Genomic DNA, 15188 nt, shown 5'->3' on the forward strand with positions numbered 1-15188 from the left:
CTTCGCGGGTTTGCCCGCGAAGAACTCAACGCTTGTTCAAGCCTTTTGCCAATCGGTCGCCACCCAGCTGGATCAACGCCACCAGCGCCACCAGCATGGCGATCACGGTCAGCATGATCTGGCTGTCGAAGCGCTGGTAGCCATACCGGTAGGCGATGTCGCCCAGCCCTCCGGCACCGATCGCCCCGGCCATGGCCGAGGAGTTGATCAGGGTCACCAAGGTGATGGTGAAACCGCCGACAATACCCGGCAACGCTTCGGGCAACAACACATGCCAGACAATGTGCCAGCGCCGGCAACCCATGGCCTGCGCGGCTTCCACCAAGCCATGGTCGACTTCGCGCAGGCTGACCTCGGCGATCCGGGCAAAGAACGGCGTGGCGGCGATGGTCAGCGGGACAACCGCCGCCCACACACCATAGGTCGTACCCACCACCAGCCGGGTGAACGGGATCAGCGCGACCATCAGGATCAGGAACGGGATCGAGCGGAACAGGTTGACGAAGGCGCCCAGTACCCGGTTCAGCAAGGCTGCCTCGAATATGCCACCCCTGCCGCTGGTGACCAGCAGCAGTGCCAGGGGTACCCCCAGCAGCAAGGCGATAAGCGACGACACGCCAACCATCAGCAGGGTATCGAGCAAGCCTTCCAGCAGACGATCAAACCACATGGCCCAGCACCTCTACGTTGTCCGCCCAACGGCGGGCGCGTTGCAGCAATTGTTGGGTATCGTGCGGTGCGTGCTGCACCGACAGGATCAACTGGCCCAGGGCGTGCTCGCCAATGGTCGCCACGCCGCCCTGCAGCAAGCGCACGCGACCGCCCAGGTCGTGGAACAGGGCAGACAGTTCAGGCTCGCCAAGTACACTCAGTTGCAATACCACGGCGCAGTCACGGCTTGTGGGGTGGGCCTGCAGGCTGGCTTGCAGCGCCGCAGGCAGCCGCGCTTGCAGCGGCGCAAGCAGGGTTCGGGTGACCTCGTGGTGAGGGGCGCCGAAGACACGCCAGACTTCGCCCTGCTCAACCACCTCGCCGCGGTCCAGCACCACCACCCGGTGGCAGATATCACGGATGACCGCCATCTCGTGGGTAATCAGCACGATGGTCAGGCCCAGGCGCCGGTTGATATCGCGCAGCAGTTCCAGGATCGAGGCCGTGGTCTCCGGGTCCAGCGCGGAGGTGGCTTCGTCGCACAGCAGGATCTCGGGGTCATGCACCAGTGCCCGGGCAATGCCCACGCGCTGTTTCTGCCCGCCTGACAATTGCGCGGGGTACACGTGGTGTTTCTCCTGCAGGCCGACCAGTGCCAGCAGCTCCCGGACCTTGCGTTGTCGCTCGCCCTTGGCCACGCCCGCCACCTTCAAGGGCAGCTCGACGTTCTGCCACACTGTCTTCGCCGACAGCAGGTTGAAATGCTGGAAGATCATGCCGATACGCCGACGCAGCGCCACCAACTGGTCGTCATCGAACGCCGCGATGTCCACCTGGTCGATCAGTACCCGGCCGTGGCTGGGGCGTTCCAGGCGGTTGATGGTGCGTAGCAACGAAGATTTGCCGGCGCCGCTGCGGCCGATGATGCCGAACACTTCGCCCTGGCGAATGTTCAGGTCAATGCCGTGCAAAGCGGGTTGCGCCTGCCCAGGGTAGGTCTTGCCCAGGCCGATGAAGCGTACATGGGCTTGATTGATTTCCGGGTGCAGGGCGTGCTCCCTGGCCGTTGACGCTCGCGGTTGGGGGGTGGGCGCCTTGAATGCGCTGGCCTGGCTCATGTCAGCCTTCCCAACCGGCCTGGTACAGCTTGCCGTGAGCCTTGTCCAACGCTGCGCGTACGGCAGGCGAATGTTGGTAGATGTCGACGAACTGTGCCAGGCGTGGGTCGTTTTTGCTCTGCGGGCGAATCACGAATTGAATCACGTACTCCTTGTTTTCCAGACCGTCGAACAGCAGCGCTGAACTGGCATCGAAGCTGTTGGCCAGGCGAATGTATGCCGGGTACCCCTGCACCAGGTCGGCGTCGTCATAGGCACGCACCAGCTGCACGGCTTCGACTTGCAGGATCTTCAGCTTTTTCGGGTTGGCGACAATGTCGTCCTCGGTGGCTTTGTAGCCAACCCCTGGCTTGAGCGTGATCAACCCGGCCTTGGCCAGCAGTTGCAGGCCGCGGCCGCTGTTGATCGGGTCGTTGGCGATGGCCACGCTCGCCCCTTCAGGCAGGTCGGCGAAGCTTTTGTACTTTTTCGCGTACAGGCCCACGTTGTTGATAATGCCCGGTGCATAGGGCACCAGGTCGAAGCCCGCAGCCGCCTTGGCATTCTCCAGGAACGGGATGTGCTGGAAGTAGTTCACGTCGATGTCGCCGCTGTTGAGGCTGACATTGGGCGCGATCCAGTCGCTGAACTCGATCAGCTTCACCTCCAGGCCTTGCTTGTGGGCTTCTTCCACGGCGGCTTCCAGCGGGATCGCAAAGGCCGAGGTAGTGCCGATCTTCAGGGGTTCGGCGGCCTGGGCAGTGGCGCACAGGCCGAGGGACAGGGCGATGGCCACGACGGGCCGGAACAGTTTTTCAAGCATGGTGCAGGGCTCCAGTCGGTGCAGGGGTAGGGGTGCGGGTAAAGCGGTAAGCCGAACCAGGGTGGTCGGCGGGCAAGTGCGGGTGGTCGGCCTGGAACAGTTTCTGGCGCAGGGTGCCCTCGGCGTACGCGGTCTTGTAGCGGCCGCGTTGTTGCAGTTGAGGAACGACCAGGTCGATGAAGTCCTCAAAGCTCTCCGGGGTGACGGTGCGGGTCAGGTTGAAGCCGTCCAGGCCGGTCTCGTCGAGCCAGGCGATCAACTGGTCGGCGACCTGCTCGGGGTCGCCGACCACCTTCACGTAGCGCCCGCCCAGCGCGTGCTGTTGCAACAGGCGCCGGCGGGTCCAGGCGTTGCCCTGCAACTGGCGGGTGGCTGACTGAATGGCGTTGCCCTGGCTGAAGGGGATCGGCTCGTCCAGTGCATAGGCCCCGAAGTCAATGCCGGTCGAGGCCGCAAAATGTGCGACGCCGGCCTCGGCGCTGGCGTGCTGCAGATACTCGGCATGCTTGGCCTGGGCCTGTTGCTCGGTCGCCGCGACGATCACCGTGATGCCCATGAATACCTTGACCGCCTGCGGGTCGCGCCCGGCAGCCGAGGCAGCCGCGCGTACCTGCTCGACCTGGGCGCGGGCCGCGGTCTTGTCCTGAGCACTGATGAACACACATTCGGCATGTTGCCCGGCGAAGCCCAGGCCCCGTTGCGAACTGCCTGCCTGGAACAGTACCGGAGTGCGCTGCGGCGAGGGTTCGCACAGGTGGTAGCCCTCGACCTTGTAGAACTCGCCCTGGTGCTGCACCTTGCGCACCTTGTCGGGGCGGGCATAGATGCGCTGCTCGCGGTCAGCGACCACCGCGTCGTCAGCCCAGCTGCCCTCCAGCAGCTTGTACAGCACCTGCAGGTATTCGTCGGCCTGGTCGTAGCGGCGGTCATGTTCGGGTTGCTGTGCCAGGCCCATGGCGCGGGCGGCACTGTCGAGGTAACCGGTGACGATGTTCCATCCAACCCGGCCCTGGCTCAGGTGGTCCAGGGTGGATAGGCGTCGGGCGAACAGGTACGGCGCCTCGTAGGTCAGGTTGGCGGTAAGGCCAAAACCCAGGTGGCGAGTGACGGCGGCCATGGCCGAAACCAGCAGCAAGGGGTCATTGACCGGCAACTGGATGGCCTCCTTGAGGGTGACGTCCAGCGATTGCCCATAGATATCGTAGGTACCGACGATATCGGCGATGAACAGCCCATCGAACAGGCCGCGCTCCAGCAGGCGTGCGAGCTGGGTCCAGTACTCCAGGCTGGTGTACTGGGTCGAAGTGTCCCGTGGGTGGGTCCACAGGCCGTGGTTGATGTGCCCGACACAGTTCATGTTGAAGGCATTGAGCAGGATTTGCTTGGCCATCAGAGCGTCCCCCGGCGTGGCGGATTGACGTCGTTGAGGTAGTAATTGCCGATGGCGTGGTATTTCCAGCGGACCGGGTCGTGCAAGGTGTGCACGCGGGCGTTGCGCCAATGGCGGTCGAGGTTGTGCTCGGCCAGCGTCGCTTGGCTCCCACTCAGTTCGAACAGGGCAGTGCCGGCGGCAAGCGCGATTTCCGTGCTGATGGCACGCGCTTCGGCCACGGCGATGGACGCCGCGGCGACGGTGTCGGCGGTGCTGTCGTTGCGGGCGCGGTCGAGGTATTCGCCAGCGCGTTCCAGCAGGGCTTCGGCCGCGTGCAGGCGGATCGCCAGGTGGCCGAAGCTTTTCAGCGTCAGTGGGTCATCGCTTGCCTTGTCCAGGCCTGCGTCGACCCATGGTCGGCTGCGGGTGCGCACGAAGTGCAGGGCATCCTCGTAGGCGGCGCGGGCGATGCCGGTGTCGATGGCGGCGTGAAGAAGCTGCGCCAGCGGGCCGACCGGGGTGGGGCGCTCGAAGGCACTCTGGAAAGGCACCACGTCCGCTGCGCTGACGTAAACGTTGTCCAGCAGAACCGAGCCACTGCCGGTGGTGCGCTGACCAAAGCCGCTCCAGTCGTCGATCACCTGCACGCCCTGGCTATCGGCCGGCACGAACACCAGGTGCTGCACGCCCTGTTCATCGACCACCGACGTAGGAATACGCTGGGCGTAGATGGCGCCAGTCGCGTAGAACTTGCGGCCATTGATGCGAAAGCCGTCACCGTCACGGCTCAGGCGGGTGGTGCGTTCGTTGGCGGTCTTGGTACCCAGTTCGGCCAGGGCATTGCCGAAACGGCGGCCGGCCAGTACTTCGCCATACAGCCGCTTCTGTTGTTCGGGGCTGCCGTTTACCCGCAGTACTTCCAGGCTGTAGAAATGATTCTGTGGGATCTGCCCCAGCGAGCCGTCGGCCTGGGCGATGCGGGCGATGACCTTGGCCAGGGTGACGTTGGACACGCCAGCGCCGCCGAAGGCCTTGGGCACACTGATGGCCCACAGGCCGGAGCGGGTGAACAGGTCCAGTTCGCTGTGCGGCAGCCGGCGTTCGCGGTCGCGCAGGGCGCTGTCGCGGCGCAGTTGTTGGGCGATTTCGTCGGCGACATGCAGGGCTTGGGTGTCGCTGGTGATGATTCTGATGGTCATGGGTTTCTCCGGGCCTTGGGAGCGCTATGCGGCCCATCGCGACACAAGGCCGCTCCTGCAGGGATACGCGGTTCCATGCCGGTCCGCGCCACGGGTAGGAGCGGCCTTGTGTCGCGATGGGCTGCAAAGCAGCCCCCAAGGCCATTGAATTCAGATCCAGGAATGCCGCGCGGGCAAGGTCCCGTTAAGGTGGTAAGCCCCAACCGCGTGGTACTTCCAGCGCACCGGGTCATGCAGCGTGTGCACCCGGGCGTTGCGCCAGTGGCGGTCGAGGTTGAATTCGGCAAGGGTGGCGCGGCTGCCAGCCAGCTCGAACAGCTTTTCGCTGGCCTGCAGGGCAATTTCAGTGGTCAGCACCTTGGCTTCGGCCACCGCAATGGACGCGCGCGCAGCGCTCGCGGCATCCACGGGCGCGGCGCTGACCTCGTCAAGCACCTGCGCGGCCTTGCGCAGCAACGCTTGCGCCGCATGCAGTTCAAGCTTCAGGCGCCCGACGTCAGCGATCACGTAAGGATCGTCGCTGGCGCGCTCGACATTGACGTCGACCCAAGGCCGCGACTTCTCGCGAACGAACTTGATCGCATCTTCGATGGCCGCTTCAGCGATACCTGCATCGATTGCTGCCTGGATCAACTGCGAGACCGCGCCCTGGGTATTGGGTATATCGCGCTGGCGCCAGTTATCGATCACCAGCGCCGCCTCCACCGGCACCTGGTCCAGCAGTACCGTGCCGCTGGCGGTGGTGCGCTGGCCAAACCCGGACCAGTCATCGACGATGCGCAACCCCGGGCTGCCTCTACGTACGAACGCCAGGCGCTGACGGCCGTCGTCGTCCAGGGCTTTGACCGCTACCCAATGGGCGAACAGGGCGCCGGTGGAATAGAACTTCTCGCCACTGATGCGATAACCGTCGCCGTTGCGGGTGATACGCGCGGTGAGCGTGAGGGTGTCCTTGGTGCCGCGTTCGGGCCCGGCATTGCCGATGCGCCAGCCTTCGAGCACGCTGCGGAAAACAAACGCCTGTTGCGCTTCGCTTGCCGTCAGGCGCAGCAATTGCAGGATGCCGAACTGGTTCTGCGGGATCTGCCCCAGGGCCGGGTCGGCGGCGCTGATCAGGCGGAACACTTCGGCGATGGTGGCGAACGAAACATCGGGGCCACCGTGGGCCTTGGGTACGCTGATGCTACCCAGCCCGCTGCGGGTGAACAGCTCGACCTCGGCCCATGGCAGCTTGCGTTGCTGGTCGCGGCGGGCGGCATGCTCGCGGGCGACCTCGGCCAGTTCGCGTGCCGCTTGCAAGGCTTCGGCGTCGTTGCGCAACACCTTGGCTGGCAGCAACGGGGGAGCGCTGTCGAGATCGCTGTGTAATAGGCTGTTGGGTTGGCTGGACATCAGTACCGCTCCTTGGCTGTACTCAATGCCCTGGCGTTACGCACTGGGGAAATTGTGATGCTGACCATTCCTGACCTCGCGAAAAGTAAAGCCGCTACAGCTGGTCGCGGCGAACGTGTGCTGGTCCGGTGGTCCGGTTGATATACCCTAATGCTTTATAAAAATTTAATGAACTAACTCTTTGGAATATATATAGAAGGAGAGATTTCCGCGGCTACGCCGACCTCTTCGCGGATGAACCCGCGAAGGGCCCAGAGCAGGCCTACTCGGAAGCAGCAGTCCCAAGGAACTTGCGCAAGAACTGCCGGGTACGCTCTTCCTTCGGCGCAGCAAACAGCGCTTTGGCCTCGCCTTGCTCCACGATCACGCCTTTGTCGAAGAAGATCACCCGGTTAGCCACGTCACGGGCAAAGCTCATTTCGTGGGTGACGATGACCATGGTGCGCCTTTCTTCCGCCAGGCCGCGAATGGTCGCCAGCACTTCACCCACCAGTTCCGGGTCCAGCGCCGAGGTCGGCTCGTCGAACAGAATCACCTCGGGCTCCATGGCCAAGGCGCGGGCGATGGCCACCCGCTGCTGCTGGCCACCGGACAGGCGACGCGGGTAGGCATCTTCCTTGCCCGCCAGGCCAACCTTGGCCAGCAAGCGGCGGCCCAGTTCGACAGCCTGTTCGCGCGGGGTCTTCTTGACGATCACCGGCCCCTCGATCACGTTTTCCAAGGCTGTGCGGTGCGGGAACAGGTTGAAGTTCTGGAACACGAACCCGGCCTGCTGGCGCAACCGGCGGATCGCACTTTGCTGCCCCCCCAGTGGGCGGTTGGCATCGATGCTGATGGCGCCGATCTTTATCTGCCCGGCGTCGGGCGTTTCCAGCAGGTTCAGGCAGCGCAGGAAGGTGGTCTTGCCCGAGCCGCTGGGGCCGATGATGGCCACCACCTCGCCGGGCTGTACGGTCAGGTCAATGCCGTTGAGCACGGTCTGGCCCTTGAACCGCTTGGTCAGGCCTTTGACTTCAATCATGCTCAATGCTCCTGGTCATGCTGGTTGACCCGCGCTTCCATACGGTTCTGGAAGTGCGCGAGGATGCTGCACAGCACCCAGTAGATAACCGCCACCGCCACGTACATGGTGAACACTTCGAAGGTGCGTGCAGTAATCAGCTGGGCCTGGCGGAACAGCTCGGGTACCTGGATGGTGGCTGCCAGGGCGGTGTCCTTGACCAGCGAAATGAAGCTGTTGCCCAGCGGTGGCAGGGCGGTGCGCAGGGCCTGGGGCAGGATCGCCCGGCGCATGGCCTGCACCCGGGTCATGCCGATGCTGGCCGCAGCTTCCCATTGGCCACGGTCAATCGATGAAATCGCCGCGCGCAGGATTTCGCAGATGTAAGCCGCCATGTTCAGCGACAGGCCAATCAGCGAGGCCGGGATAGGGTCGAGTTCGATCCCGATCTGCGGCATGCCGAAATAGATCACGAACAGTTGCACCAGCAGCGGCGTGCCGCGAAAGAACGACACATAGATCCGCGCCAGCCAGTTGAGCGGCAATACCTTCGACAGCCGCATCAGCGCCAGGGCAAAGCCCAGCACCAGGCCGAAGAACATGCCGCCCACGCTGAGCAGTACGGTGTAACCCGCGCCCTTGAGCAGGAAGGGCGCGGAGTCGGCTACGAGTTGCAGGCTTTCAGCGATCATTTAGTGACATCGGCACCGAAATATTTTTCTGACAGCTTGGCCAGCGTGCCGTCAGCCTTGAGCTTGTCGATGGCCTTGTTGATGGCCGCCAACAGTTCAGGCTCGCCCTTGCGTAGAGCCACGCCGCTTTCCAGGCGCGAGAAGGCATCGCCGGCCAGTTCTGTGTCCTTGGCTTTCTGCGCGTATTCCAGCGCCGCCAGGCGGTCGATCAGGATGGCGTCGATGCGGCCGTTGCGCAGGTCGGCGAATTTGCTCGGGTCGTCTTCATAAGTGCGCACTTCGGCTTTCGGTACGTCTTGTTTCACCCACTGCTCGTAGTTGGTGCCCAGACCCACGCCGACCTTTTTGCCGGCCAGATCCTGCGCACCGTTGATATTCAGCTGCTCGGCCTTCTTCTTGAGGATCAGCGCCTGGATGCCGGAGATGGTGTAAGGCTCGGAGAAGTCATACTTCTTCTTGCGTTCTTCCGAGATGGTCACCTGGTTGACCACGATGTCCAGCCGTTTGGACTCCAGCGCGGCCAGAATACCGTCCCACTTGGTTGGCTGGATCTTGGCCTTGACCCCCAGCTCTTTGGCCAGCAGTTCGGAGAGCTCGACTTCGAAACCGGTCAGCTTGCCGTTTTCATCCTGAAAGCTGAACGGCGGGTAGGTGCCTTCGAGGCCGACGTTGATCACGCCTTTTTCCTGAATGGTTTTCAGCTCTTCGCCGGCGAAGGCCTGGCCGAGCAGACCAGCACCCAGCACAAGGGCCAGGCTGGCATTGAGTAGCGGTTTGGCGAACTTCGACATGGCAGAGCCCCGCGCGTGTTGTGTAGGGAGAGGGTGGCGACTATAGAATTGGCTTTTTAGGCCTGGAAATAATAAAAAATTATTTTGTTATTTCCATTTTGTTCGTTATCAGAGCGTGATTGCTTTGAGGGTAGGCGAGGTTGCCTGCGCCGTCACCGCAGGGTGTGCCCGACATGGCGCAGGATGGAATAAAGCGTAGTTTTTTCCAAGAGGCGGATTTGCCGTAGAGTGGATTGCACGCAGGCACGCCCGGCCCTTTCGCGGGCATGGCGAAACAACCCGATGGCCTATACGGCAGGAGAAAACCGTGAGCGAACAACCATTATCCGGGCGCTGGCAGTTGCAGAGCATCGTAACCGGCCTGCGCGGCGCGCGTGAGCAGTGGCGCACCCGCAATGGCCGCAGCAGCGGCGAGCAGGGTGGCCGCGAGCTGCCGTCGCGCGAGGCGATGCGGCAGATCCTCGAGCAACTCTGTGGTGCGCTGTTCCCTATGCGCCTGGGCCCGGTCGACCTGCGCGAAGAGAGTGAAGATTTCTACGTGGGCCACACCCTCGATGCCGCCCTGACCGCCTTGCTGGCCCAGGCCCGCCTGGAGCTGCGTTACGCCGCCCGGCAAAGCCAGGCCGAGCTGGCCGGTGTGGATGCTCACGCGCTGAGGCTGGTACAGGATTTCGCGGCAGCCTTGCCAGCGCTGCGGGTGTTGCTCGACACCGATGTGCTGGCTGCCTACCACGGCGACCCGGCGGCCCGTAGCGTCGATGAGGTACTGCTGTGCTACCCGGGCATCCTGGCGATCATCCACCACCGCCTGGCGCACCATCTGTACCGGGCAGGCCTGCCACTGCTGGCGCGCATCAGTTCGGAACTGGCGCATTCAGCCACCGGTATCGACATTCACCCTGGCGCGCAGATCGGGCCGAGTTTCTTCATCGACCACGGTACGGGGGTGGTCATCGGCGAAACCGCGATCATCGGCGAGCGCGTGCGTATCTACCAGGCTGTGACCCTTGGCGCCAAGCGTTTCCCAAGCGACGAGTCGGGCACCTTGCACAAAGGCCTGCCACGCCACCCAATCGTCGAAGACGATGTGGTGATCTATGCCGGCGCCACGGTACTGGGGCGCATCACCATCGGCAAAGGCTCGACCATTGGCGGCAACGTGTGGCTGACCCGCAGTGTGCCAGCCGAGAGCAACATCACCCAGGCCAACTTGCAGCTGGATTGCCAAGACAAGCATTGACCTGAAATTTGCCTGGCGTGCACCGGCACTTTTGAAGGTGAAACGGGCTCCTACAAGGACCGCACAGCGAGCGACCGATGTGCGCGCCAGGCGCGGGTTCGCCCGCGAAAAGGCCGGGCCAGAAGCGCGCCAGTCGGCGCCCCAATTCGCATTGAACACCGATCCATGTTTAACTTGAACGCTTGTTCAATGAAAAACGCTGGTCCGCTGCCGGTGTTCAACAGGAGGATTCCTTTGCTGAACCCGTTCATTCCGAACCTCACGTCTTTTGACGAGGTGCCTGCCCCATGAGTGCACCGACCCCATCCCTTTCCACCAGCAAGATCCGCATGAACCCGCCGGTGTTCTACTTTGCGGCAAGCTTCATCCTTATCTTCGGCCTGGTGGTCATCTCCAACCCGCAAACCGCAGGCGACTGGTTGCTGGCGGCGCAGAACTGGGCGGCCAATACGGTCGGCTGGTACTACATGTTGGCAATGACGCTGTACCTGGTCTTCGTGGTGGTCACCGCCTTGTCCGGCTACGGCAAGATCAAGCTCGGTGCCGACCACGACGAGCCCGAGTTCAGTTACCTGTCATGGGCCGGCATGCTGTTTGCGGCTGGCATCAGCATTACGTTGTTCTTCTTCTGTGTGTCCGAACCGCTGACCCATATGCTGCAGCCGCCCCAAGGCGAAGCGGGCACTGCCGAGGCCGGGCGCCAGGCCATGCAGATCCTGTTCCTGCACTGGGGGTTGCATGGCTGGGGCGTGTTCGCCTTCGTCGGCATGGCGCTGGCCTACTTCGCCTACCGCCATAACCTGCCGCTGGCGTTGCGTTCGGCGCTGTACCCGCTGATCGGCAAGCGCATCAACGGGCCGATCGGTTATGCGGTGGACGGCTTCGGCATCATCGCCACCGTGTTCGGCCTGGGCGCCGACATGGGCTTTGGCGTGCTGCACCTGAATGCCGGCCTGGATTACCTGTTCGGCATCAGCCACAGCCAGTGGGTGCAGGTGATCCTCATCACCCTGATGATGGGCGCGGCGGTGGCCGTAGCCGTTGCCGGGGTAGAGAAGGGCGTGCGGGTAATGAGCGACATCAACCTGTTCCTGGCCTGCGCATTGCTGCTGTTCGTGCTGTTCGCCGGGCCTACCCAGCACCTGTTCAACACCCTCATCCAGAACCTTGGCGATTACCTGGGCGCCTTGCCGCGCAAGAGCTTCGACGTGTATGCCTACGGTGAGAACCGCGACTGGCTGGGTGGCTGGACAGTGTTCTACTGGGCCTGGTGGATTGCCTGGGCGCCGTTCGTGGGCTTGTTCATTGCGCGCATTTCCCGCGGCCGTACCATCCGCGAGTTCGTCTTTGGCGTGCTGCTGATCCCGCTGGGCTTCACCCTGGCGTGGATGTCGATCTTCGGCAACAGTGCCCTGGACCAGGTCATCAACCACGGCATGACCGCGCTGGGCCAGTCGGCCTTGGACAACCCGTCCATGAGCCTGTACCTGCTGCTGGAAACCTACCCCTGGAGCAAGGTGGTGATCGCCACCACGGTATTCATCAGTTTCGTGTTCTTCGTCACCTCGGCCGACTCTGGCACCGTGGTGCTGTCGACCTTGTCGGCCACCGGTGGGGATGCCGATGAGGACGGGCCGAACTGGCTGCGCATTTTCTGGGGCGCGATGACCGCGCTGGTCACCAGTGCGCTGTTGTTCGCGGGCAGCATCGATTCGCTGAAGTCGGCGGTGGTACTGACCTCGCTGCCGTTCTCGTTGATCTTGCTGTGCATGATGTGGGGGTTGCACAAGGCGTTCTACCTGGAGTCGCAACGGCAGATCGCGCAAATGCACTCGCTGGCACCGTTCGCCCAGTCACGCCGCGGCCGCGGCGGCTGGCGCCAGCGCTTGAGCCAGGCGGTGCACTTCCCGTCGCGTGACGAGGTGTACCGCTTCATGGACGATGTGGTGCGCCCGGCGATTGCCGATGTGCGTGAGGTGTTCGAGCAAAAAGGCCTGGTGCTGATTACCCAGGATGACCCAAGCCACGACAACGTCAGCCTGAAAGTGGGGCATGGTGAAGAACAGCCGTTCATTTACCAGGTGCAGATGCGTGGCTACTTCACGCCATCGTTCGCCCTGGGTGGGCTGGGCACGCAGGAGTTGAAGAACCGCCGCTACTACCGAGCGGAGGTGTACCTGAGCGAAGGCAGCCAGAACTACGACCTGGTTGGCTACAGCAAGGAGCAGATCATCAACGACATCCTCGACCAGTACGAGCGGCACATGCAGTTCCTGCATCTGGTCCGCTGACCAGGCGTTCCTGCTCTGGCCTCTTCGCGGGTAGGCCCGCTCCCACAGGTACATCACAGGTTTCGAAGCCGGTGCCGGACCTGTGGGAGCGGGCGTGCCCGCGAAGAGGCCAGAACAGGCAACAACTAAAAGGGCACATCCCCGAGGATCGTCGCCCGGTGCATCACCCGCCGATTGGGCCGGTAGTCATCCACGGCAAAATGCTGGGTCACGCGGTTGTCCCAGAACGCCACGTCATGCTCCTGCCAGCGCCAGCGAATGCTGAACTCCGGCCGTGTGGCATGGGCGAACAGCAGCTTCAGCAACGCCTCGCTCTCCAGCTCGCTCAGCTCATTGATGCGCGTGGTAAACCCCTCATTGACGAACAACGCCTTGCGCCCGCTCACCGGATGCGTACGCACCACCGGGTGCGACAGGGGCGGGTTGTTGCGCCGCGTGGCTTCCCAGCGCGCCAGGTCTTCAGCGGTGGTGCCAAAGCGTTCCAGCGGGAACGACTTGGTGAAGTCGTGAGTGGCGGTCAGCCCGTCGAGCATGCCCCGCAGCGGCGCCGACAAGGCTTCAAAGGCAGCGATGCCGCTGGCCCACAAGGTATCGCCACCGTAGGCCGGCAACTGCTTGGCACTGAGCACCGCACCCAGTGCCGGGGTTGGCAGGAAGGTCACGTCGGTGTGCCACACGGCGTTGTCGCGCACATCAGTGACCGCCGTGTCGAGCACCAGCACCTGCGGGGTGTCCGGCACATTGGGGTAGATCGGGTGAATGTGAAGGTCGCCGAAGCGGGCGGCAAAGCGCGCCTGTTGTTCCGGGTTGATCGGCTGGTCGCGGAAGAACAGCACCTGGTGCTGCAGCAGCGCCTGTTCAATGGCGTCGCGTTGTGCTGCGGTGATGTCGCGGCTGATGTCCACGCCGCTGATCTGGGCGCCGAGCGCCGGGCTGAGGGGAGTGATGGTCAGGCTCATGTCAGTCTCTTCAATCAGGCGCCAGTGTGCTGGCGTGGACAATGGGGTTCAGTGGCTTTGCCCGTGCCAGGGCACCAGCTTGCGTTGCAGGGCGCGCAGGCTCATTTCCAGTGCGAAGGCGATCAAGGCGATCAGCAGGATGCCCAGCACTACTACGTCGGTAACCAGAAACTGCGCCGCCGACTGCACCATGAAGCCCAGGCCACTGGTGGCGGCAATCAGCTCGGCGGCGACCAGCGTCGACCAGCCAACCCCCAGGCCGATGCGGATCCCGGTGAGGATGTCGGGTAGCGCGCTCGGCAGGATCACGTGCCGGATCAGCTGAGCCTTGCTTGCGCCCAGCGACTGCGCTGCACGCAACTTGGCCGGGTCGACGGTACGTACGCCGGTGGCGGTGGCAATGGCGATCGGCGCAAAGATCGCCAGGAAGATCAGCAACACCTTCGACAGCTCGCCGATGCCGCACCAAATGACAATCAGGGGCAGGTAGGCCAGCGGCGGGATCGGCCGGTAGAACTCGATCAGCGGGTCGAGGATGCCGCGTGCCACGCGGTTGTAGCCGATGGCGATGCCCACCGGGATGGCCGTCAGCGTGGCGGCCAGCAGGGCCACGCCGATGCGCCCCAGGCTGGCGCCCAGGTGCTGCCACAGGCTGGCATCCATGTAACCCTGGGTCAGCAAGGTCCAGCCCTTGGCCAGGATGTCGCCGGGCGAGGGCAGGAACAGCGGCTCGACCCAGCCGGCGGCAGTCACCAGCCACCACGCCAGCAACAGGCTGGCGAGGGTCAGGGTGCTGATCCAGCGGGTGGAACGCGGGCGGCGCAGCTTGATGGCTGGCCGGGGTTGGGCGTCGTGTTTGCCGGTAACCGGCAGGTCCAGGCTGCTCATGCGCGCTCCTGCAGGCTTTGGCGTTGGGAAAACACCCGCGCCAGTACGTGCTCGCGGGTTTCGATGAAGGCCGGGTCGGACTTGATCGCCCGGGCCGATTCGCCAGCGGCATAACGCTGGCCGAAGTCCAGTTGCAGGCGTTCCACCACGCGCCCCGGGTTGGGTGCCAGCAGAACCAGTTCGCTGGCCAGGAATACCGCTTCTTCGATGTCGTGGGTAATCAGGAACACCGGCTTGGCGGTGCGCTGCCATACCTGCAGCAGCAACGCCTGCATCTGCTCGCGGGTGAAGGCATCGAGGGCGCCGAACGGTTCGTCCATCAATAGCACCCGTGGGTCGGCTGCCAGCGCCCGGGCCAGGCCCACGCGTTGCTTCTGGCCGCCGGACAACTGCCAGATGCGCCGCTCGCCGAAGCCGGCGAGGTCGACCAGGGCCAGCATCTCGCGGGCTTTGGCTTCACGCTCGGCGCGTGGTACGCCGGCCAGCTCCAGGCCGAATGCGACGTTGCCCAGCACGTTCTGCCATGGCAGCAGCGCGTCGTCCTGGAACACCACACCGCGCTCGGCTCCAGGCCCTTGCACCGGTACACCGTCGAGGGTGATGCGGCCGCCACTGGGGGTAACGAAGCCGGCGATCAGGTTGAGCAGCGAGGTTTTGCCGCTGCCGGATGGCCCCAGGGCCACCAGCAGTTGGCGCGGCCCCAGGCTCAGGTTGATGTCGGCCAGCACCGGGGTGGCGGCACCGGGGTACTGTGCGCTGATGCGCTCCAGTTCGAGCAAGGCCATGGCGGGCT

Annotated in this window: 14 protein-coding genes; 2 read left to right on the top strand and 12 right to left on the bottom strand. The window is 63.8% G+C overall.

Annotated elements, in window-relative coordinates:
• Window positions 1-25: 25 nt before the first annotated feature.
• The 9 genes from AACG97_RS01510 to tcyJ form a co-directional block, all read right to left on the bottom strand.
• Window positions 26-670 carry a methionine ABC transporter permease gene (locus AACG97_RS01510; protein WP_009682222.1) on the bottom strand — a complete coding sequence of 215 codons (645 nt, stop codon included), beginning with the start codon at window positions 668-670 and terminating at the stop codon, window positions 26-28.
• On the bottom strand, window positions 660-1769 hold the full coding sequence (locus tag AACG97_RS01515; protein WP_110678933.1) for a methionine ABC transporter ATP-binding protein: 1110 nt from the start codon (window positions 1767-1769) through the stop codon (window positions 660-662). Before AACG97_RS01515 ends, AACG97_RS01510 begins: the two co-directional genes overlap by 11 nt.
• A gap of 1 nt (window position 1770) precedes the next feature.
• Window positions 1771-2571, bottom strand: coding sequence for a MetQ/NlpA family ABC transporter substrate-binding protein (locus AACG97_RS01520; RefSeq protein ID WP_029884778.1), 801 nt, complete (start codon window positions 2569-2571; stop codon window positions 1771-1773).
• Window positions 2564-3961: an LLM class flavin-dependent oxidoreductase gene (locus AACG97_RS01525; protein WP_197885521.1), complete on the bottom strand. Its 1398-nt coding sequence runs from the start codon at window positions 3959-3961 to the stop codon at window positions 2564-2566. Before AACG97_RS01525 ends, AACG97_RS01520 begins: the two co-directional genes overlap by 8 nt.
• Window positions 3961-5142: an SfnB family sulfur acquisition oxidoreductase gene (locus AACG97_RS01530; protein WP_125855084.1), complete on the bottom strand. Its 1182-nt coding sequence runs from the start codon at window positions 5140-5142 to the stop codon at window positions 3961-3963. The genes AACG97_RS01525 and AACG97_RS01530 overlap by 1 nt, the downstream gene beginning before the upstream one ends.
• Window positions 5143-5292: 150 nt before the next feature.
• Window positions 5293-6534: an SfnB family sulfur acquisition oxidoreductase gene (locus AACG97_RS01535; RefSeq protein WP_232555158.1), complete on the bottom strand. Its 1242-nt coding sequence runs from the start codon at window positions 6532-6534 to the stop codon at window positions 5293-5295.
• A gap of 262 nt (window positions 6535-6796) precedes the next feature.
• Window positions 6797-7555, bottom strand: a complete 759-nt coding sequence (gene tcyN / locus AACG97_RS01540; protein WP_029884774.1) for an L-cystine ABC transporter ATP-binding protein TcyN — start codon at window positions 7553-7555, stop codon at window positions 6797-6799.
• Window positions 7556-7557: 2 nt separating this feature from the next.
• Entirely contained in the window at window positions 7558-8226 is a 669-nt protein-coding gene (gene tcyL / locus AACG97_RS01545; protein WP_009682229.1) for a cystine ABC transporter permease, read from the bottom strand.
• On the bottom strand, window positions 8223-9017 hold the full coding sequence (tcyJ, locus tag AACG97_RS01550; RefSeq protein WP_161893222.1) for a cystine ABC transporter substrate-binding protein: 795 nt from the start codon (window positions 9015-9017) through the stop codon (window positions 8223-8225). Before tcyJ ends, tcyL begins: the two co-directional genes overlap by 4 nt.
• 307 nt (window positions 9018-9324) lie before the next feature.
• On the opposite strand from tcyJ, the gene epsC reads away from it, so the two are divergent.
• Both epsC and betT read left to right on the top strand, forming a co-directional pair.
• The gene (gene epsC, locus AACG97_RS01555; RefSeq protein WP_197886233.1) at window positions 9325-10257 is read left to right on the top strand and encodes a serine O-acetyltransferase EpsC; all 933 of its coding nucleotides are present in this window, start codon (window positions 9325-9327) and stop codon (window positions 10255-10257) included.
• 287 nt (window positions 10258-10544) lie between these two features.
• Window positions 10545-12548 (top strand): choline transporter BetT, encoded by a 2004-nt coding sequence (betT, locus tag AACG97_RS01560; protein ID WP_009682232.1) that lies wholly within the window; start codon window positions 10545-10547, stop codon window positions 12546-12548.
• A 125-nt stretch (window positions 12549-12673) separates the two neighbouring features.
• Here the strand turns inward: betT and tauD are convergent, their stop codons facing one another.
• The 3 genes from tauD to tauB are packed head-to-tail and all read right to left on the bottom strand — an operon-like array spanning window position 12674 to window position 15180.
• The gene (tauD, locus tag AACG97_RS01565; RefSeq protein ID WP_009682233.1) at window positions 12674-13507 is read right to left on the bottom strand and encodes a taurine dioxygenase; all 834 of its coding nucleotides are present in this window, start codon (window positions 13505-13507) and stop codon (window positions 12674-12676) included.
• 48 nt (window positions 13508-13555) lie between these two features.
• Window positions 13556-14395 carry a taurine ABC transporter permease TauC gene (gene tauC, locus AACG97_RS01570; RefSeq protein ID WP_047150042.1) on the bottom strand — a complete coding sequence of 280 codons (840 nt, stop codon included), beginning with the start codon at window positions 14393-14395 and terminating at the stop codon, window positions 13556-13558.
• Entirely contained in the window at window positions 14392-15180 is a 789-nt protein-coding gene (tauB, locus tag AACG97_RS01575) for a taurine ABC transporter ATP-binding subunit (RefSeq protein ID WP_029884770.1), read from the bottom strand. Before tauB ends, tauC begins: the two co-directional genes overlap by 4 nt.
• Between the last annotated feature and the right edge of the window lie 8 nt (window positions 15181-15188).

Source organism: Pseudomonas sp. Nvir (assembly GCF_963778085.1).
GTDB lineage: Bacteria > Pseudomonadota > Gammaproteobacteria > Pseudomonadales > Pseudomonadaceae > Aquipseudomonas > Aquipseudomonas juntendi.

Bases quoted from the DNA above. Each gene is read 5' to 3' on its own strand.
- AACG97_RS01510 (WP_009682222.1), bottom strand. From the start codon at position 670: ATGTGGTTTGATCGTCTGCTGGAAGGCTTGCTCGATACCCTGCTGATG.
- AACG97_RS01515 (WP_110678933.1), bottom strand. From the start codon at position 1,769: ATGAGCCAGGCCAGCGCATTCAAGGCGCCCACCCCCCAACCGCGAGCG.
- AACG97_RS01520 (WP_029884778.1), bottom strand. From the start codon at position 2,571: ATGCTTGAAAAACTGTTCCGGCCCGTCGTGGCCATCGCCCTGTCCCTC.
- AACG97_RS01525 (WP_197885521.1), bottom strand. From the start codon at position 3,961: ATGGCCAAGCAAATCCTGCTCAATGCCTTCAACATGAACTGTGTCGGG.
- AACG97_RS01530 (WP_125855084.1), bottom strand. From the start codon at position 5,142: ATGACCATCAGAATCATCACCAGCGACACCCAAGCCCTGCATGTCGCC.
- AACG97_RS01535 (WP_232555158.1), bottom strand. From the start codon at position 6,534: ATGTCCAGCCAACCCAACAGCCTATTACACAGCGATCTCGACAGCGCT.
- tcyN (WP_029884774.1), bottom strand. From the start codon at position 7,555: ATGATTGAAGTCAAAGGCCTGACCAAGCGGTTCAAGGGCCAGACCGTG.
- tcyL (WP_009682229.1), bottom strand. From the start codon at position 8,226: ATGATCGCTGAAAGCCTGCAACTCGTAGCCGACTCCGCGCCCTTCCTG.
- tcyJ (WP_161893222.1), bottom strand. From the start codon at position 9,017: ATGTCGAAGTTCGCCAAACCGCTACTCAATGCCAGCCTGGCCCTTGTG.
- betT (WP_009682232.1), top strand. From the start codon at position 10,545: ATGAGTGCACCGACCCCATCCCTTTCCACCAGCAAGATCCGCATGAAC.
- tauD (WP_009682233.1), bottom strand. From the start codon at position 13,507: ATGAGCCTGACCATCACTCCCCTCAGCCCGGCGCTCGGCGCCCAGATC.
- tauC (WP_047150042.1), bottom strand. From the start codon at position 14,395: ATGAGCAGCCTGGACCTGCCGGTTACCGGCAAACACGACGCCCAACCC.
- tauB (WP_029884770.1), bottom strand. From the start codon at position 15,180: ATGGCCTTGCTCGAACTGGAGCGCATCAGCGCACAGTACCCCGGTGCC.